16 protein-coding genes are annotated in these 18,555 nt (G+C 67.0%); 6 read left to right on the forward strand and 10 right to left on the reverse strand.

Annotated features, from left to right (window positions below; all coding sequences use genetic code 11):
- Positions 1-175: 175 nt before the first annotated feature.
- Positions 176-1,045 (forward strand): SDR family oxidoreductase, encoded by an 870-nt coding sequence (locus AC1DDH_RS06375; RefSeq protein ID WP_476955072.1) that lies wholly within the window; start codon positions 176-178, stop codon positions 1,043-1,045.
- Positions 1,042-1,587, forward strand: coding sequence for an NAD(P)H-dependent oxidoreductase (locus AC1DDH_RS06380; RefSeq protein ID WP_476886602.1), 546 nt, complete (start codon positions 1,042-1,044; stop codon positions 1,585-1,587). The genes AC1DDH_RS06375 and AC1DDH_RS06380 overlap by 4 nt, the downstream gene beginning before the upstream one ends.
- Positions 1,588-1,775: 188 nt before the next feature.
- Here AC1DDH_RS06380 and AC1DDH_RS06385 read toward each other — a convergent pair whose 3' ends face one another.
- Genes AC1DDH_RS06385 through AC1DDH_RS06425 form a run of 9 tightly spaced genes read right to left on the reverse strand, consistent with a single transcriptional unit; the run spans position 1,776 to position 11,245 of the window.
- Positions 1,776-2,903 (reverse strand): XdhC family protein, encoded by a 1,128-nt coding sequence (locus tag AC1DDH_RS06385; protein ID WP_476955073.1) that lies wholly within the window; start codon positions 2,901-2,903, stop codon positions 1,776-1,778.
- A 9-nt stretch (positions 2,904-2,912) separates the two neighbouring features.
- On the reverse strand, positions 2,913-3,623 hold the full coding sequence (locus AC1DDH_RS06390; RefSeq protein WP_476955074.1) for an SRPBCC family protein: 711 nt from the start codon (positions 3,621-3,623) through the stop codon (positions 2,913-2,915).
- Positions 3,613-4,920 (reverse strand): vWA domain-containing protein, encoded by a 1,308-nt coding sequence (locus AC1DDH_RS06395; protein ID WP_476955075.1) that lies wholly within the window; start codon positions 4,918-4,920, stop codon positions 3,613-3,615. Before AC1DDH_RS06395 ends, AC1DDH_RS06390 begins: the two co-directional genes overlap by 11 nt.
- Complete coding sequence (locus tag AC1DDH_RS06400; protein WP_476849588.1) at positions 4,913-5,836, reverse strand: AAA family ATPase; 924 nt, start codon at positions 5,834-5,836, stop codon at positions 4,913-4,915. Before AC1DDH_RS06400 ends, AC1DDH_RS06395 begins: the two co-directional genes overlap by 8 nt.
- Positions 5,833-6,483 carry a nucleotidyltransferase family protein gene (locus AC1DDH_RS06405; protein WP_476858633.1) on the reverse strand — a complete coding sequence of 217 codons (651 nt, stop codon included), beginning with the start codon at positions 6,481-6,483 and terminating at the stop codon, positions 5,833-5,835. Before AC1DDH_RS06405 ends, AC1DDH_RS06400 begins: the two co-directional genes overlap by 4 nt.
- The gene (locus tag AC1DDH_RS06410) at positions 6,467-7,420 is read right to left on the reverse strand and encodes an XdhC family protein (protein WP_476955076.1); all 954 of its coding nucleotides are present in this window, start codon (positions 7,418-7,420) and stop codon (positions 6,467-6,469) included. The genes AC1DDH_RS06405 and AC1DDH_RS06410 overlap by 17 nt, the downstream gene beginning before the upstream one ends.
- A complete protein-coding gene (locus AC1DDH_RS06415) occupies positions 7,420-9,813 on the reverse strand; it encodes an aerobic carbon-monoxide dehydrogenase large subunit (protein WP_476849591.1) in 2,394 nt (797 codons plus the stop codon). Before AC1DDH_RS06415 ends, AC1DDH_RS06410 begins: the two co-directional genes overlap by 1 nt.
- Positions 9,810-10,361 (reverse strand): (2Fe-2S)-binding protein, encoded by a 552-nt coding sequence (locus tag AC1DDH_RS06420; protein ID WP_476858630.1) that lies wholly within the window; start codon positions 10,359-10,361, stop codon positions 9,810-9,812. Before AC1DDH_RS06420 ends, AC1DDH_RS06415 begins: the two co-directional genes overlap by 4 nt.
- Positions 10,362-10,366: 5 nt before the next feature.
- Entirely contained in the window at positions 10,367-11,245 is an 879-nt protein-coding gene (locus AC1DDH_RS06425) for an FAD binding domain-containing protein (protein WP_476955077.1), read from the reverse strand.
- Between the two features lie 131 nt (positions 11,246-11,376).
- On the opposite strand from AC1DDH_RS06425, the gene AC1DDH_RS06430 reads away from it, so the two are divergent.
- Positions 11,377-12,411 carry a LysR family transcriptional regulator gene (locus tag AC1DDH_RS06430; RefSeq protein ID WP_476955161.1) on the forward strand — a complete coding sequence of 345 codons (1,035 nt, stop codon included), beginning with the start codon at positions 11,377-11,379 and terminating at the stop codon, positions 12,409-12,411.
- A gap of 105 nt (positions 12,412-12,516) precedes the next feature.
- Complete coding sequence (locus AC1DDH_RS06435) at positions 12,517-12,834, forward strand: DUF6457 domain-containing protein (RefSeq protein WP_090577613.1); 318 nt, start codon at positions 12,517-12,519, stop codon at positions 12,832-12,834.
- 184 nt (positions 12,835-13,018) lie between these two features.
- Here AC1DDH_RS06435 and AC1DDH_RS06440 read toward each other — a convergent pair whose 3' ends face one another.
- Complete coding sequence (locus AC1DDH_RS06440; protein ID WP_476955078.1) at positions 13,019-15,367, reverse strand: FdhF/YdeP family oxidoreductase; 2,349 nt, start codon at positions 15,365-15,367, stop codon at positions 13,019-13,021.
- Between the two features lie 382 nt (positions 15,368-15,749).
- On the opposite strand from AC1DDH_RS06440, the gene AC1DDH_RS06445 reads away from it, so the two are divergent.
- Together AC1DDH_RS06445 and AC1DDH_RS06450 are read left to right on the forward strand one after the other, a co-directional pair.
- Positions 15,750-16,862 (forward strand): SDR family NAD(P)-dependent oxidoreductase, encoded by a 1,113-nt coding sequence (locus tag AC1DDH_RS06445; protein WP_476955079.1) that lies wholly within the window; start codon positions 15,750-15,752, stop codon positions 16,860-16,862.
- Positions 16,801-17,997: a glycosyltransferase family 2 protein gene (locus tag AC1DDH_RS06450; protein ID WP_253906778.1), complete on the forward strand. Its 1,197-nt coding sequence runs from the start codon at positions 16,801-16,803 to the stop codon at positions 17,995-17,997. Before AC1DDH_RS06445 ends, AC1DDH_RS06450 begins: the two co-directional genes overlap by 62 nt.
- Positions 17,998-18,555 lie beyond the last annotated feature (558 nt).

Below are 18,555 nucleotides of genomic sequence, written 5' to 3' on the forward strand. Positions count from 1 at the left end.
CCACTGCGGAGCCCGTCAGCCGACCCGAACGCCCCGCGGCGGAGCAGGGCCGGCCGCTGCTTGTGCACAGACAGTTCTGTCTGATACCTTCGTTCCCGATGTAGACAAACCTGTCTACACCCCACTCATGCAGCTTTGCGGCACGAACACCGAGAGCGAGAACCGAATGCTGTCAATGGCAGGAAAGACAGTTCTGATCACCGGAGGCACCGGCGGGATCGGCAAGGCCACGGCTCTGGGTCTGGCCGCCCTGGGTGCGCGGGTTGCCATCACCGGCCGCAATGCTGACAGGGCATCTCGGGCAGCTGAGGAGATCGGCGCTGTGGCGTCGGCACCCGTCGAGGTGTTCACCGCCGATCTCTCCTCCCAGCGGGAAGTCCGCAGGCTGGCCGAGGAGGTACTGAATACCTTGGACCGCCTCGATGTGCTGGTCAACAATGCGGGCGGATTCTGGAACACCCGCCGCGTCACCGTGGATGGACTTGAGTACACCTTCGCCCTTAACCACCTTGCTCCTTTCCTGCTCACCAACCTGCTCCTTGAACGGTTGAAGGAGAGCGGACCGGCGCGGATCGTGACGGTCTCGTCCGGCGCCCAGGCCATGGCCCGGATGGACTTCGCGGACCTGCTGGCCGAACGGTCCTACTCGGGGCAGCGGGCGTACAACCAGTCGAAACTGGCCAACGTCTTGTTCACTTACGGACTCGCCTCACGTCTCTCCGGCACTCACGTCACCGCAAATGTGCTCCACCCCGGAGTCGTGGCGACGGCGTTCGGAGCCGAAGATCCGGGCCGGCTGCAAGAGTTCCTGACACCGCTGGTTCGGCGGTGGATGAAGACCCCGGAGCAGGGCGCCCGGACCTCCATATACCTTGCCTCGGCGCCGGAGCTCGAAAACGCCACCGGCCAGTACTTTGCCAACAGCACTCCGAAGAAATCATCAAAACGCAGCTACAGCCAGTCCGATATCGACCGCCTCTGGCAGGTCAGCTCGGCCCTGGTCGGCCTTGAATCCGACTCTGAAAGAAGCACGAACCTCCCATGACCCCACAGCGCACGCTCGTCCTTGTTGCCCACCCCGACCTGGAAAGCTCGCGGATCACCGCGCACCTCACCTCAGCCATCATGGACTTGGAGCACGTGACGGTGCATGACCTCTCCGCCGCCCACCCGGACCGGCGGTTCGACACCGCCCGGGAACAGGAGTTGCTGCGCGGGCACGACACCATCGTCTGGCAGTTCCCGTGGCACTGGTACTCCGTCCCGGGGGTCCTGAAGGAGTGGATGGACCAGGTGCTTACGTACGGCTTCGCGTACGGCGCCGGAGGCGACGCCCTCCACGGAAAGCGGCTCCAGCTGGTGCTGTCAACCGGCGGCCCTGAATCGTCCTACGCGCCGGCAGGACACAACCGCTTCACTATGGAGGAGCTCCTGCGCCCCCTCAACGCGACCGCGCACTTGTGCGGCCTGGAGATGGCCCGGCCACTCATCCTGCATTCGGCACCCCGGGTGGACGCCAACGAACTCGGCCGGCACGCCGCCCGGTATCGCGAACTGCTGGCTCCCGCGTCGGTCGCCGCGCGGTAGCCGGAATCCGGTGCGTCGGATCAGACGCAAAGGGGGAGCGGCGGTCAGGCGGCCTGGGCGGCGAACATGAAAGCAGACCCGCCGGCCCGGCTCCACGAAAGTTTTGCCCGGCCGAGTAGCCCGTTGCCGCCGGCAGCAGCACCGCCAGCGTCCAGCCCAGGGCGTCGTCCGCCGTCACGGCCACACAGTCACAACTGCTCGTCGTGGTGGATCCGTTCGCCGAGCTGCCGCAACGGCTCCCCGCTGCCGCTCCACTGTTGGGCGATGAACTCTGCCGCTATGGACACCGCCGTTTCCTCCGGGGTGCGGGCGCCCAGATCCAGGCCGACAGGACTGTGAAGCCTGGACAACTGGGCCTCAGTCAGTCCCGTCTGCCGAAGCCGTGCCATCCTGTCCTCGTGCGTGCGCCGGGATCCCATGGCGCCGATAAAGGCCACGGGGCTGCCGCGCAGGGCCACCTCAAGGACGGGGATGTCGAACTTCGGGTCGTGGGTCAGGACGCAAAGCACAGCCCTGGAATCCAGCAGCCCTTGGGCAAACTGCGCGCTCAGGTACCGGTGTGGCCACGCGTTGACCACCTCGGCTGCGTCAGGGAATCGCGCCGGCGTCGCGAACACGGACCGCGCATCGCAGACGGTCACCCGGTAGCCCAGGAACGCGCCCAGCCGCGCCAGCGCCGCGGCGAAGTCAATGGCGCCGAAGACGAGCATGCGCGGCGGCGGCGCATAGCTGGCAAAGAAGACGCGCATGCCGGTGTCCAGCCGCTCGCCGTCCACGCCGTAGTTCAGGATGCCCGTCCGGCCGGCGGCGAGAAGACCCTGGGTGTCGTCGCCGACGGCGCGGTTGGTCCGGTCCGAACCCAGGTCACCCTCGCAACCGTCCGGCCTGACAACCAGGTGCCGCCCCACACGGCCGGCATCAGGGTGTTCAATGACCGTGGCGACCCCCACACGGCGCCCGTCGGCGATGTCCTGGGCGACGGCGTCGAGTTCGGCAAAGTGTTGCCGGGAGACAGGTTCGACGAAGATGTCGATGATTCCACCGCAGGTCAGGCCCACGGCATAGGCGTCGTCGTCGCTGATCCCGTAGCGCACCAGGGCCGGCTCGCCGTCGTCCTTGACCTGGGTGGCGAGCTCGTAGACGGCGCCCTCGACGCAGCCGCCGGAGACGGAGCCCACGGCCTCGCCGCCGGCCGTCACCAGCATGGCGGCCCCGGGGAGCCGGGGCGCAGATCTGAATGTGCTCACAACGGTGGCCAGGCCTGCCGTGGCACCGCTTCGCCAGTCGGGCAACATGACCGCGAGGACATCACGCATCGGCGCTCCTCAGAGCCTGCCGCACAGCCGGAGCAGCCGGAACGCCGAACGCCGGCCGGCCCAGTACGCGATGCACGCTACGACGGCGATAACGCCGAGGACCTTCACCGGGCTGGACAATTGCTCCGCCGCGATTTCCTTGGCGAGGCTCAGCGCATCCAGGCTGCCGTCCGGCGCAGCCGCCGCCGAGACAGGCACAGGGACCGGAGCCGGGGTGGGTTCGGGGACCGCCGCAGGGGTCGGCCCCGCAGGGGCTTCCTGCGCAGGGGGTGCTGCCTCAGTGAGCATGGCCTGCAGATTTTTCGCGAAGAGCGACATCATCTGCTCCGTGACGCTGCCGATCACCCCCTTGCCCATGGCCGCTGCCTTGCCGGACAGCGCCAGGTCTGCGCTGACGGAACCCCGTGTGGCCGCTCCGTCTTCGGCCAGCACCAGGGTGACGGTGGCCTCGGCGGTGCCTTGTCCGCGGGTCTCCTGGGCCTTGCCGCCAAGGACCGCACGATGTTCCGGGGCGTTTCGTTCAATGACGTTCAGCAGGCCCTTGTATTGCATCGTGACCGGGCCGAGCTTTACCGTCATGCCCACTTGGTAGGCGTCGTCCGAGAGCTTGTTCAGGATCCTGGCCCCCGGAAGGCAACCGGCCACCCGTTCAAAGTCCATCAGCGTGTCCCACACCTGGCTTATTGGTGCGACCACCGAGAACGTGCTGTCAATGTGCATGGGCTGGTTCCTTGCCTCTCGCTCGTTCGTGCGTGTCCTGTGAAGGCGGCCCCTCGCCGCGAATGGCGGCAGCCACCTGCGCCAAGGCCCGGTAGCTGTGGCCGCTGACGAAGGCGTCGCAGTAGGGCAGGGCCGCCGCCATGCCGCCCACGAGGGGCCGGTACTGCGGGGCTGCCTTGCGCGGATTCACCCAGATGATCCGGTGGGCGAGCCGGCGCAGGCGGGCCATCTGCGCCGCGACCTGTTCCGGATCCTCGTAGGCCCAGCCGTCGGAAAACACCACCACCACAGCGCCCCGCGCCAGTCCGCGGCGGCCGTGCTCGTCGACGAAGCGCCGGAGGCATTCGGCGATCCGGGTTCCGCCGGCCCAGTCCGGCGCGGAGACAGCGGCGCGGGCCAGGGCCTGGTCCGGATCACGCAGGGCCAGTTGCCGTGTCAGCCGGGTCAGCCTGGTGGAGAAGACAAAGGCTTCCGCTCCGGCCCGGGTCACGGCGCCCTGCAGGAAGGATACGAAGACCCGGGAGTAGGGTTCCATCGATCCCGAAACATCGCAGAGCAATACCAGTTTGCGGCGCTGCTCGCGCCGGCGGGCATAGAGCAGCAGCGGGGCGTCGGTCCCGGACCGGCGGGCAGCGCGCACTGTCGCCCGGACATCCAGGCTCGCCGTGCTGTGGGCCGACGTGCGCGTGCGGCGGCTCAGGCGCAGCGGCGTCGCGAGCTGCAGCGCCGCCGCCAGCCGCCGGACCGCCGCTACTTCATCGGCGGAAAGCTCGGCGAAGGATGTCACCTGCAGGTGTTCGTCTGCGGAAACCATGGCAAGGACGGCCTCCCGGTCAGTGCGGCCGTCCTCCGCGGAGCCGTCCCGGCCGGGGAAGGCCAGGCGCGGCTGCTGCGGCGTGCCGGGGGCCGGGCCCGGCGTCTGGCTCCCTGGCGCTGCGGGCTTGGTCCGGAGGGCCGGTGCGGGCGGCGCCGCTGCCGCGCCGGGCACGCTGCCCGGCTGGGCGGGGGCGGCGTTCCCGCGGAACACGGCCGCGAAGACGGCATCGAACACGGGCACTTCTTCGCGGGCGGACACGAGCACCACGCGGCAGGTCCAGTAGAGCTGCTCAAGCCGGGCCGGGGGGATCAGGTGGAGCGCCTCGGCGAGCCGCGCCGCCCGGTCCGGCGAGGTCGCCAGGCCGGCCCTCCGGATGGCCGTGACGAACGCGGCGGACAAGGCGGCCGCCTCGACCAGTGGCGGCTGCGGCGGCTGATCGGTGGCACTGTTGTTCTGGGCGGGGCCGTGGTCTTCAGCCATCGGTGCCGTCCACGAGCCAGGCCGCGCCGCGGGAGCCGACGAGTTCGAGGTCATCGCGGTTCTTGACGATGGAGCCCCACGTTTGCTCGGTGGTGCCGGGGTCGATCCGCTCCACCCCCAGCACGGCCAGGGCCGAGACCCAGTCGATTGCCTCGGAGATCCCGGGCGGCTTGGCGAGGTCCAGGGTGCGCAGCCGGGTGATGACGGCAGCGGCCTGGAGGGCCAGCGGGCCGCTGCTGGCAGGAACCCGGCGGCGCACGATCTCGGCAATCCGGGCGGGTCCCGGGTAGTCGATCCAGTGGTACAGGCAGCGGCGGGTCAGGGCGTCGTGAAGGTCCCGGGTCCGGTTGGAGGTCAGGATCACGATGGGGGGATGGGTGGCGCGGATTGTGCCCAGCTCCGGGATGGTGACGGCGGATTCGGCCAGCAGTTCAAAGGTGAAGGCCTCGAATTCGGCGTCGGCGCGGTCGATCTCGTCCAGGAGCAGCACGGCAGGCCGCGGGCCGGGATGTTCCAGCGCCTGCAGGAGCGGGCGCCGCAGCAGGTACTGGGAGGCAAACAGGTCCGTTTCCGTGACCTCGGTGTCGCGGACTTCGGCCAGCCGGATGCCGAGCAGCTGGCGCTGGTGGTTCCACTCATAGAGGGCCTCACCGGCGTCGATTCCCTCGTAGCACTGCAGCCGGTACAGCGGGGTGTCGAGGAGCTCGGCCAGCGCCTTAGCGGCCTCCGTCTTCCCGACCCCCGCCTCGCCCTCGAGCAGGATGGGCTGCGGCAGGCGGACAGCCAGGAACAGGGCCGTCGCCAGTCCGACGTCGGCCAGGTAGTTGGCCCGGTCCAGCGCGGCCATCAGCGATCCGACATCCGGGACCCGGCGCCGCACGTCCTCCTCCGCGCCGGCCCGCGCCGCCGCCGTCATAGGGCCCCCAGCAGCCCGGCAAGGAGGCGCCGGTAGTCGTCTTCGGTGTCGACGTCCGGGGGGACGGGGCCGGCTGTGCGGACCTCGACGACGTCGTCCGCCCGCTGTGCCAGGAGCTTCCAGACGGCTTTGTCCCCGTGCAGGGCGGCCAGGTCCGGCAGCAGGCGCCGGGCAAACGCCATCGGGTGGCCCACGCCGTCGTCGTAGCGGCACACCGCGATGCCGGCAGTGTGCGCAGGAGTGGGCTGCAGGGCGCCAAGCACTGCCCGGACGCTCGCGGCCCGGACACCGGGCTGATCGCCGAGCAGCAGGACGACGGCGCTGGTGCCCGGATGGAGGGCGGCGAGGGCCGTGGCGATCGAGGACGCGCACCCTTCGCCGAAGTCCGGGTTGAGCACCACATCGCAGCCGCTGGTGTCCACAGTGCGCTCCACGTCGGCCGCTGCGCCGCCCAGGGCCAGCACCGTCTGGCCGAAGCCACAGTCCCGGGCAGTCGCCAGGACGGCATCGAGCAGCACTCCGGCGCCGTAGGGCAGCAGTTGCTTCGGCCGGCCCAGTCGCCGGGAACCGCCCGCGGCCAGGATGATGCCGGCGGTCCGGGGCCCGGGGCTTTCTGCCGCCGGCAACGGCTCAGGTCGTAACGGCATAGCGTTCCGGATCTTTGCGGAAGGCGGCCCGGCAGCCGGGCGAGCAGAAGTAGACGGCGGCCCCTTCGTGAACCAGGTGCAGGGACGATTCGAGGGCCGGGACAGACATGCCGCACACCGGGTCGACCGCGCTCGCCGGCCCCGGTGGTACTGGCTCCGTGCCGAAGCTCGTGGCCGCCGCGGCAGCGGACGCCAGGGGCGGGGCGGCGCGCCGCGCCCTGGACCGTTCACCGACCAGCTGGGCGAGGATGGACAGGGCGATCTCCCCGGGGGTCCGGGCGCCGAGTTGCAGCCCGGCCGGTGTGAAAACCCGCCGCCGCAGGGCGTCGTCGACGTCGAGGGATTCCAGGACGGCGGCGCCGCGGGTTCTACTGGCCACGAGGGCAACGTAGGGGACACCGGCCCGCAGGGCGGCTTCCAGGGCACGCTCTTCCGCTTTGCCGTGCGAGGCGACAATCAATGCCGCGTCGTCCCCGCGGGGATCTGCGGATTCGCCGTCCGTCAGTTCGACTTCGAGGCCGACGCCGGAGCCGAGCGTTTCCAGGGCCTGCGCCACCGGCGTCGTGCCCACCACCACGACACGGGGCGCCGGAATCCGCGGCTGGAGGAAGATCTCGATCGCCCCGCCGCTCAGGCACGGGTTGGTGACCTCGACGGCGCCTTCCTCCGCGGTGCGGGACGGTTCTCCGGGCAGCACCCGCAGCAGGAGGGGTTCCTGGGTGGCCAGGACCTGCCGGCTGTACTCGCGCACCGACTCCTCCACGCAGTTTCCGCCCACAAAGCCGTGGATCTCTCCGCCGGGCAGCACCAGGGCGGTGTCCCCGGCGTGGGCGCTCGTCGGATGCTGGGCGCGGACCACCGTGGCATGGACGAACGGCTCGCGGCGGCTGGCGAGTTCATCGGCCCTGGCGGCCAGGGATCCTGCGGTGGAGGCCATCAGATCGGCGGCCGGGCCCGGCCCTGCATGGCAGCCCAGACGCGGGCCGGGGTGCAGGGCATGTCCATATGTGTGACGCCGAACGGCGCCAGGGCATCGACAACAGCGTTGACGATCGCCGGCGGTGAGCCGACTGTGGCGGACTCGCCGATGCCCTTCGCCCCGATCGGGTGGTGCGGGGAGGGCGTGACAGTGAATCCGGTTTCCCAGTCCGGCACTTCCATGGCCGTGGGGATCAGGTAGTCCATGAAGGACCCGGCGAGGCAGTTGCCGTCCTCGTCGAACTCGATGATCTCCATCAGGGCCATGCCCACACCGTCCGTCAGCCCGCCATGCACCTGGCCTTCGATGATCATCGGGTTGATCCTGGTGCCGCAGTCATCCACCGCGATGAAGCGCCGCACTTTGACCTGCCCCGTGCCGGGATCGATGTCGACGACGCAGATGTAGGCGCCGAACGGGAAGGTCAGGTTCGGCGGGTCGTAGGTGACCTCGGCGTCGAGGTTTCCGTCCACGCCCTCAGGCAAGGCAACGGTGCCGTGGGCGCCCATGGCGATCTCGGCCATGGTCTTGCCGACGCTCGGATCGCCTTTGACGAACCAGCGGCCCTTTTCCCATTCGAGGTCCTCGGGGCGGGTCTCCAGCATCGCCCCGGCGATCAGTTTCGCCTTCTCGCGCACCTTCCGGGCTACAAGGGCCACGGCGCCGCCGCTGACCGGCGTCGAACGGCTGCCGTACGTGCCCAAGCCGAACGGCGTCTGGTCGGTGTCCCCGTGCACCACCTCGATGTCCTCCGGCGGGATGCCGAGTTCTTCCGCCACGATCTGGGCGAAGGTGGTCTCGTGGCCCTGGCCCTGGCTCTGCACCGAGATGCGCACCACGGCCTTGCCAGTGGGGTGGACGCGCAGTTCAGCGCCGTCGGCCATGCCGAGGCCCACAATGTCGAAGTGCTTCCTTGGCCCGGCTCCGACGACTTCCGTGAAGAAGGAAACCCCGATGCCCATGAGTTCCCCGCGTTCGCGTTTCTCGGCCTGCTCGCGGCGGAGGTCCTCGTATCCGGCGAGCTGCATCGAGAGGCGCATGGCGGCCTCGTAGTTGCCCGAGTCGTAGACCCAGCCGGTCTTGTTGGCATAGGGGAACTGCTCCGGCTTGATGAAGTTCTTCAGCCGCAGTTCCGCCGGGTCCATGTCCAGCTTGCGGGCAAGGATGTCGACCATCCGCTCCACGAGGTAGACGGCCTCGGTGACCCGGAACGAGCACGCGTACGCGACCCCGCCGGGCGCCTTGTTGGTGTAGACACCGGTGACGGAGCAGTGGGCGGCCGCGAGGTCGTAGCTGCCGGTGAAGATGGAGAAGAATCCGGCCGGGTTCTTGGTGGGCTGGGCCGTGGCGTTGAACGCGCCGTGGTCGGCCAGCACGTGGGTGCGCAGGGCGAGGATCTTGCCGTCTTTGGTCGCCGCGATTTCGCCCTGCATGATGTAGTCCCGGGCGAACGAGGTTGACATCAGGTTTTCGGAGCGGTCCTCCACCCATTTGACCGGGCGGCCGGAGACGATCGAACCGACGACGGCGAGGATGTAGCCGGGATAGATCCCGACCTTGTTGCCGAAACCGCCGCCGATATCGGGGGAGACGATCCGGATCTTGTGCTCGGGGATGCCGGCGACGATCGCGAACAGGGTCCGGTGCGCGTGCGGTGCCTGGGTGGTCTCGTAGAGCGTCAGCTTGCCGTTGACGGCGTCGAAATCGGCGACGGCGCCGCACGTCTCCATCGGTGCGGGATGGACCCGCGGGTAGACGATCTCCTGGCTGACCACAACATCCGCGGAGGCGAACACCGCATCCGTTTCGGCCTTGTCGCCCATCTCCCAGTCGAAGATCCGGTTGTCCGTCCGGCCCTCGATCTCATCGCGGATCACCGGGGCGTCCGGGTCCAGCGCCTTGCGGGCGTCCACCAGCGGGGGAAGGACTTCGTATTCGACGTCGATCAGCTCCAGGGCGTCCCGTGCGGCGTAACGGTCCTCGGCCACGACAAACGCGACTTCCTGCCCCTGGAACCGCACCTTGTCGGTCACCAGCACAGCCTGGACATCCGCCGAGAGCGTCGGCGCCCACGCGAGCTTCAGGCCCAGAAGGTCCTTGCCGGTGATGACTGCCACGACTTTCGGGTGAGCCAGGGCGTTGGTGGTGTCGATGGACACGAGCCGGGCGTGCGCCACCGGAGCGCGCAGGATGGCGCCGTGCAGCATCCCCGGCAGCACGATGTCATCCACGTAGTGCCCCTTGCCGCGCACGAAGCGCGGGTCTTCCTTCCGCTGGATGCGGCCATATCCGATCGGACGGTCCTCATCGCCTGCGGCCGGGTTTGACGGCCGGTCATGGATGACGGTCATGCCTTCACCTCCGTGTCTTCTGTCTCCGCCGTGACATCCGGGACGCCGGCATCCGGGACGGCGGTGTCCGTGTCGGCCAGGCCGGAGCCGGCCGGATGGGCGGCGGCCCACTGCACCGAGCGGACAATCGTGGCGTAGCCCGTGCACCGGCAGATCTGCCCGGAAATGGCCTGCCGGATCTCGGCGTCGTCCGGGTGCGGATTCTTATCCAGCAGCGCGCGGGCCGTGAGCATCATCCCCGGGGTGCAGAAGCCACACTGCAGCCCGTGCTCTTCCATGAAACCCTGCTGGACGGGGTCGAGGGTGCCGCCGCTGGCCAGCCCCTCGACGGTGCGGATGTCGTGCCCCGCGGCCATGGCGGCCAGGACGGTGCAGGACTTCACGGGCTGTCCGTCCATCAGGACCACGCACGTCCCGCAGTTGCTTGTGTCGCATCCCCAGTGCGTACCGGTGAGGCCCAGGACCTCGCGGATGTAGTGGACCAGGAGCACCCGGGGCTCAATCTCGCTCGTGACGTCGGTGCCGTTCACGGTCATGCTGATCTGCATCGGCTTCAGCCTTCCTGCATCTGGGCGGCGCGGGCACAGGCCCGCCGCAGTACCCGTTGGGTGAGCTCATCGGCGAGATGCCGCTTGTAGTCGACGGGGCCGCGCTGGTCAGCCACCGGATCGCAGGCCTCCGCTGCCAGCCTGCCCGCCTCGGCGAACAGCTCCTCGTCCGGATGCCGGCCGCGGAGCACGGCGGCGGCCTCGGCTACCGTATGGTCAAGGCCCAGCGCGGTGAGGCCGACGGCGGCGTCGTCAATCGTTCCGTCCGCAGCGAGGGACACGGCGGCGCCTGCGGCACCGACGGCCCAGTCGCCCACCCGGCGTTCGACCTTCTCGTAGGCGCTGCCCGAACGGGGGACGATGGGGAACCTGAGTTCGCAGAGCAGCTCATCCTGTCCGACGGCGGTTTGGTAGGGTCCGCGGTGGAACTCGGGCATGGTGAGGGTGCGCTCGCCGCCCGGTCCGCGGATCACGGCCTCGGCACCCAGGACATCACAAACGGTGGAGAGGTCCTCGGCGGGGTCGGCCTGGCACAGCGAGCCGCCAATCGTGCCGCGGTTGCGCACCACGGGGTCGGCGATCCGCAATTCGGCGTCCCGCACAATGGGGAACAGCGCTGCGACCTCGTCCGATTCCAGCAAGGTGGTGTGGCGGGTCAGGGCGCCGATCCTCAGCTTGTTGCCGTCACGGAGGATAAAGTCCAGCTCGTAGAGATCATTGATGTCAATCAGCCATTCGGGCCGGGACAGGCGAAGCTTCATCATCGGCAGAAGGCTGTGACCGCCGGCCACGACGCGCGAGTCCGGGCCGTACCGGGCGAGAAGTTCCAGGGCGTTGTCCACGGTAGTGGCGCGCACGTAGTCAAATGGAGCTGGAATCTGCATAATCCCTACCTCACTCCGAAGGGCCGGCGGCATGGCGTAGCGGTTGTCTAGCGCCGGATTGAGGTCAGTCTTGCCCCGGCCTAACCGGGATGTCAATATCGTCATAAGCGAAAGGTTATGAAGCCGTGGCGATGACATTGGGACAGTTGCGCACGTTCGCCCTGGTTGCCAAACTGGGCTCACTCCACGCAGCCGCTGCCCACCTCGGAGTCAGCGAACCGGCAGTGTCGACGGCGCTTGCCGCCCTCAGGCAGGACCTGGGTGACCCGCTCTTTGTGCGCGCCCACGGCGGAATTTCGTTGACCCCGGGGGGCAGGGCGCTCGCCGAATACGCCCAGGACATCGTGGGGCTGGCGGACAAGGCCCGGTGGGAGGTGGCGCATGCCCAGACCGAGACCGGGCGCCTGAAAATCGTGGCGACGGCGCCTTTTGCGGAGCACGCTGCCGGTCGCCTCCTGGATCTGTTCACCCGCCGCGTTCCCGGCGCCTCTGTCGATGTGGTCGTTGAGCAAGCGGAGGACATTGTGTCGCTGATGCTGGAACGCGTCTATGACATCGCCCTGGGCGCCCGGCCAGCCGCTCCCAACGGCGCCGTCGCCAACGGACTGGCTGCCAATGGGCTGGCTGCCAACGGGCTGGCTGTCAACGGGACGGGCGACGTCGGCATCGACTCCGTCCCGTTCCTGCGGTACCAGCGGATTGTCGTGGCGGCCGCCGGGCATCCCCTTGCCTCGTACCACGGGCCGGTCGCGCCGGCCGAACTGGTGCGCAGACCCTGGTTTGCCGGGCCCGCCGGCATCCAGGCCGCCAGTGAAGAAGGACGCTGGCTGGCGTCCCAGGGCGTGGCGCCGGAGATTGTCCGGCTCAGCAGCGAAACGGAGGCCCTCGCTGCCGTCAGGGCCGGTGAGGGAACCATGATGGCGCTCGGCCACATCGTCCGGGCTGAAATCCGAAGCGGTGCCCTGGTCCGCGTTCCGGTGGCCGGGACGCCGGTCGCCGGGCTCTGGTGGGCCAGCATCCTTGACCGCCACCGGGCCACCTCCATGGCACGGACTTTGCAACGGTTTGCCGCCACTGCCGATGCCACCGCGGCCATGGTGGCTCCCGGCGGTTCGCGAGGGCTCGAACGGCGGGGGTCCAAGTTCCATGTGGCGCTCTGGAGCTGAGGGGCCGGCCGGGGCGCCGGACGCTGTGTCGCGTTGCGCAACGCCGGGCCGGGTGCTAACCCTTGAGGGTTAGACGATCCATTCACCCCGCGAGAAGGAGTAGCAATGACGTTGTCCCGAGACGAAGACAGCTCGCTGCGGCATTGGAGCAGCCGGCTCATCCAGGCCCTGCAGATTCTTGACCTGGAAGTCGACCACGAAAAGATCGTCCAGGTCGCCGACGAATCCGTTAAAGCCGTCGGGCCGCACGCGGATGCCATCAGCGCGTTCATCGTGGGCTACGCGGCGGGCACTGCATCCACCAACGGCCGCAAGGGCACCCAGGAGGCGGTGCACGCCGCGTCGAACAAAGTCATTGAGCTCTGTGAGCACGGCGAGTCCGGCGGCCCGGACGAAGAAGGCTGGACCAAGAGGGCCCAGTAGCGCCAAGACTTCTCGGGAAAGGCCGCGTCCCCCATGGGGCGCGGCCTTTCCGCATTTTTCAGATCCGTTCCGTGGGACATGCTCATTGCTTGGGCGCAGGGGTGGGCATGGTGGTGTTATGTCCAGTGGCCGGGGCGGGGGCTGGGCATGTCCCGCGGCCCCGGCCAGTGGAACCGGGTGCCTACTAGGGCGACGCCACGCCGGCAGGGGCTGTTGCCGCGCCGTCGGGCGTCTGGTCCAGGCTCGGCTCGAGCCGGACGATGACTGCCTTCGAGACTGGCGTGTTGCTGCCTTCGGCCGTGTGGTTCAGCGGCACCAGCACGTTGGCTTCGGGGTAATAGGCAGCAGCGCAACCGCGTGCCGTGGGGTACGACACCACACGGAACTTGCGCACCACGCGTTCCTCACCGTCGTCGTATACGCCGCGGACGTCCACATATTGCCCGTCCGCAAGGCCGAGTTCGGCGATGTCGTCAGGGTTCACGAACACCACATGGCGGCCCTTCTTGATGCCACGGTAGCGGTCGTTGTGCGAGTAGATGGTGGTGTTGAACTGGTCGTGGGAGCGCATGCTCTGCAGGATCAGGGTTCCCTCCGGCCGTTCGACAAGTTCAAGATCGTTGGCGGTCAGCACGGCCTTGCCGGTGGGCGTGGGGAAAGTGCGGGAGTCGCGGGGACCGTGGGCGAGGACAAACCCGCCTTCCTGCCGGATCCGCTGGTTGTAGTCCTTGCAGCCGCCCACCACGCGCGAAATATGGTCCCGGATGAGGTCGTAGTTCTTCTCATAGCCGTCCCAGTCGGCCCTGATCTTGTCGCCCACCAGGAGTTTGCCCAGCCGGCTCACGATGGCCGGCTCCGAGAGCAGATGGTGGGACACCGGCTCGACGCTGCCCCAGGACGGGTGCACTGCGCAGACGGTGTCCTCCACCGACACGAACTGGGGACCGGATTCCTGGATATCGATCTCGGTCCGGCCCATCGTGGGGAGGATCAGGGCCTCGCGGCCCGTCACAGTGTGCGAGCGGTTCAGCTTGGTCGAGATCTGGACCGTCATCTCCGTGTTTTGCATGGCAGCCTCGGCGGCGTTCGTGTCCGAGATGGCACCCACCAGGTTGCCGCCCAGGGCGACGAATACCTTGATCTCGCCCGCGCGCATCTTGTTGATGGTCTCGACGGCGTCCGCGCCGTGTTCGCGGGGCGGCTCGAAGTCGAACTCCTCGCCGAGGGCCTCCATGAAGGACTGCGGCATTTGCTCCCAGATGCCCATGGTCCGGTCGCCCTGCACATTGCTGTGCCCGCGGATGGGGGAGGCGCCGGCGCCTGGCTTGCCGATATTGCCGCGCAGCAGCAGGAGGTTGATGATCTCCTTGATGGTGGCAACACCCTTCTTCTGCTGCGTGATGCCCATGGCCCAGGTGATGATGACTTTCTCGGCCTTGAGGTAGCGGGCGGCCAGCTCATCGATGTCCTCGCTGCGCAGGCCCGTGGCCTCAAGCACTGTGCCTTCATCCAGCCCGGCGAGGTGTTCCTTGAGCTCCTCGAGCCCCTCACAGTGTTCGGCCAGGAAGGCGTGGTCCAGGACCGTCCCGGGGTTCTTGGCCTCGGCGTCGAGCACGCGCTTGGACACGGCCTGCAGCAGCGCCATGTCCCCGCCGATCCGGATCTGGAGGAACTGGTCCGCGATCTGGACGCCGTGACCGACGACCCCGTTGACCTGCTGCGGGTTCTTGTACCGGCGCAGGCCCGCTTCGGGGAGGGGGTTGACGGCCACGATCTCACCGCCGTTGCGCTTGCACGCCTCGAGTTCGGTCATCATCCGGGGGTGGTTGGTGCCGGGGTTCTGGCCCATGATGATGATCAGGTCGGCTTTGGCGTAGTCGTCGAAGCTGACCGTCGCCTTGCCGATGCCGATGGTCTGGCCCATGGCCCAGCCGGAGGATTCGTGGCACATATTGGAGCAGTCCGGCAGGTTGTTGGTGCCGTAGCCGCGGACCATGAGCTGGTAGAGGAAGGCAGCCTCGTTCGAGGTCCGGCCGCTCGTATAGAACGCCGCCTGGTCGGGGGAGTCCAGACCCTTGAGCTTGTCGGCCACGAGCCGGAGCGCCTCGTCCCAGCTGACCGCCTTGTAGTGGTCCTCGCCGGCGGCCTTGTACACCGGTTCGGTCAGGCGGCCCTGCATGCCAAGCCAGTACTCGGTCTGGCCGCGCAGGTCGCTGACGGCATTCTCGGCCCAGAAAGTTTCGGGTACCACCACCGGGGTCGCTTCCCAGGTGACCGCCTTGGCCCCGTTCTCGCAGAACTCGAATGCCTTGCGGTGGTGGGGATCCGGCCACGCGCAGCTCGGACAGTCGAAGCCGTCCTTCTGGTTCATCGCCATGACGGTCTTGCGGGTCCGGTTCAGCCCCATCTGTTCGATGGCTGGCTTCATGGAGTGGTACACGCCCGGGACGCCGGCGGCCCAGCTTTTCGGCCCGTCTCCGACGACGAGATCCTTTTCGGACGGTTCCTCGATGTGAGGAGTCTTGCGAGTCACGTGAACTTCCCTTCTGCAACCACCACCCGGATGGGGCGGCGTGCTGATCTGCCACTCTGCACCTTACCGTCAGGCCTATCAGCTTGATCGGAGCGCCGCAAGCAATTGACCGGCCGGTGCCCGTAGGCAAGTCCTCCTTACCAAGTAGCGCTCACGCTCATTTACAGGTACCAGCTACTCGTGTTGCCGAGAAAGAAGCCGTGTGTTGTTGGGGTGGAAGGTCTCAGTGGGGGAAAACCAACGGATTCCAGGGTCACGGCCCTGCGGCATGCGGGTTATTCATTTGCGTTCGGCCGCCTCCTGGCGGAGCCGAAGAGATCTGTCCTGCGATGAATTTGCTCAATAAGAAGCCGAACAATTTTGTGAACATGGGGGCAGTGCGATGGAAAAGATTTGGGCCGACCGACTACTTGGCAGAGAGTCGATGCACGTTTACGGGTCTGCTGCGAAAGCTTTGATCCAAGGCAGAACCATCCTCGTGACGGGCGCCGGGGGTTCCATCGGCTCAGAGATCGTGCGCCAGATGCATACGCTGGAAGCTGGCAAGGTCTTCTGCATCGACGACGACGAGTTCGCCCTTTATAACCTGCAAATGGACCTGGAAGGCCTGGCGCTGCTGGACGACGACGTGTACCGGCTGGCCGACATCCGGGACGAACAGCTCATGCGGCGCATCATGCAGGAGGTCCACCCGGATGTCGTCTTTCATGCCGCAGCCCACAAGCACCTGCCGCTTCTCGAGCGGGCACCTGAGGCAGCAGTCAAGACCAACGTCTTTGGAACCCAGTCCGTAGTCCGAGCAGCAATTGCTGCAGGTGTCAGCAGGGTTGTCAACATCAGCACAGACAAGGCGGCCAATCCGACATCGGCATTGGGATGGTCCAAGAGGCTCGCCGAGCACGTGGCCGGCAAGTATGCCGGCACCTCAGAGACCAAACTGGCAAGTGTCCGGTTTGGAAATGTTCTTGGCAGCCGAGGCTCCTTCCTGCCCACGCTGATGACTCAGATTGAGAGGGGACAGCCGATCCGGATCACCGATCCCGGTGTCGCACGCTACTTCATGACCATCCCCGAAGCAGCCGGCCTGGTGATCGAAGCCGCTTGCCTCGGTTCCGGCGGGGAAACGTACGTGCTGGACATGGGCGCCCCTGTGCGGATCGAGTCGCTGCTGCGCCGGTACGTCGAAATGGTTGACTGCCCGATGCCTGCAGTTGAGTACACCGGCCTGCGTCCCGGCGAAAAGATGTCCGAGGAACTTTTCGACATGCGCGAAACCCACTACGCCACGCCTCATCCGCGCATCCTGAAGGTCGATGTTGGATCCTATCCGATTGACCCTGCACTGGAACTTCTTCGCGAGCTCGTCGATCACGGCGCGCATCCTGCACTCGTTCGCGAGGCCCTCGAATTCAATACGGCCGGAAAGGTAAACGATGGACTGGACAGCCTCTCTTCTGGCGCTCTTGGCACTGCCACTTCTCGCAGTCTTAGTTGACGCTGTCGGGGCGGCCCGCAGCAGCCGCTTCGGAACGGCGGTCCGGGAAGCCGGCAGTGAGTCGCTTCAGGGTTTGTCATTCGACGTGCTGGTTCCCATCTATGGCGATATCCGCTATTTGACAAACGTCGACTTTCTCCACAGCTACGGCTCCCAGGTCATCCTCTGTACGACCTCCGGTGAGTCCGACGGCTTCAGGCAGTCGCTCGACCAAATTGCGACGACTCATGGTTTCCGGGTATTCCTCAGCGATTACGTTGCGCCTTCTGCCGGAACTGGTCGCCGAACTGGCGGTACAGTCCGTGACCGAGTCATTCGGGACGCACTGGAATCTGCCGTTGACGCTGAATACGTCGTATGTCTGGATGCGGACACGACGTCGGTCCGCCCGCTGTCAGAGCTGGTGGGAGAGCTTCGGAGGCGGGGTGACGATGTCGCCTCCATTGAACTGGTGCCGCAGGCGGAGGGTCCCGCCTTGGTCCAGTTGCAGCGGCATGAGTACCGCCTGGCCATGCGCCTCAGGTTCGTCATGCCGTGGCTTCTGAGCGGGGCATGCCACGCAGGAACAACATCCGCAATGCGTGCCATCATGGCGCAGCATTCACTCTTCTTCCAGGGGAATGATGTTGAGACAGGACTGCTCGGTGAGCGCCTTGGATACCGTATGACACACATTCCGTTCGCCGTGAACACGGAGGTACCAGCGACGCTGCGGGCCTGGTGGCGGCAGCGCCTGGCCTGGGCGGGCGGGGAATTCCGCTTGTATATTGTGAATATCCGCTTCTGCTTTTGGCATCCGTTCTTCTGGACATACGGCAGCGTCGTACTGTTTGCTTTTCTCCTTCTTCGGTGGGAAGCGCTCGTGCATCCCGGGCTGTCACTGCTGGCCGCGGCCGTTCTTTACTTCGGCATGATTTATGGCATCCACTGGAAAAATCGGAATCGCTGGCTTTTGCTGATGCCTTTCTACACACTCATCACAAGCTTGATCATTCTGCCCCTCGGCATGGTTTGGTATTTTGCCATGGCAATTCCTGAGAAGAACTTCGGACTCATCAGGTTTCGCCGCGGCTCTGGCGGTTCCCGTGCGACGAGCCCACGGCGAAGGAACGCAGTGGGTGTAGCCGGCACATAGCCAGGGTGCCCTTGTCCCTCAAGCTCGCTGCTCGCGGCTCGGCCAGCCAGCGGCATTCGAGCGCCCACCGTCGCCCGCTGGTCCAGAAGGGTCAAACGGTCGCAAAGCCCCCGGGTCTGCCCAGGCAACCCGGGGGCCTATGCCGCCACTATCGAGTGCACCGTCCAGCTCCTGTGCGGGCCACCATTATCAGCACCACCTTGGCGCAAGCTGGGGATCTGCTGTACGCCGGCCTCAGGTAGCGGAGGCCAAAAAAACGGGTCCTCGGGGGGTATCCGTTACTCGGCCGTTATTCGTCGACAGTACGCCCGTGCAGTCGTTCCCGCGTAGGCTGCGGCAGCGCCGTCGAGCACAGGGCGAGTAGCCCAAAGCGTCTGCGCACGTAGCCCCAGAGCATGGTCCGGGTGGCCAGAGGCCCCGGAAAGCACCGGACTGCGGTCCGGATCCGAAGTTACCGACCGGTCCCAGTTTTCCCCAAGGAATCACCCAGCACTGTTGCACCATCACTCACTCTAAGAGGCAGGTGTGCAATGAATTTGTTCGCATGCAGGAAGGTTG

The sequence above is a fragment of the Arthrobacter sp. 10T425 genome, from assembly GCF_056393985.1.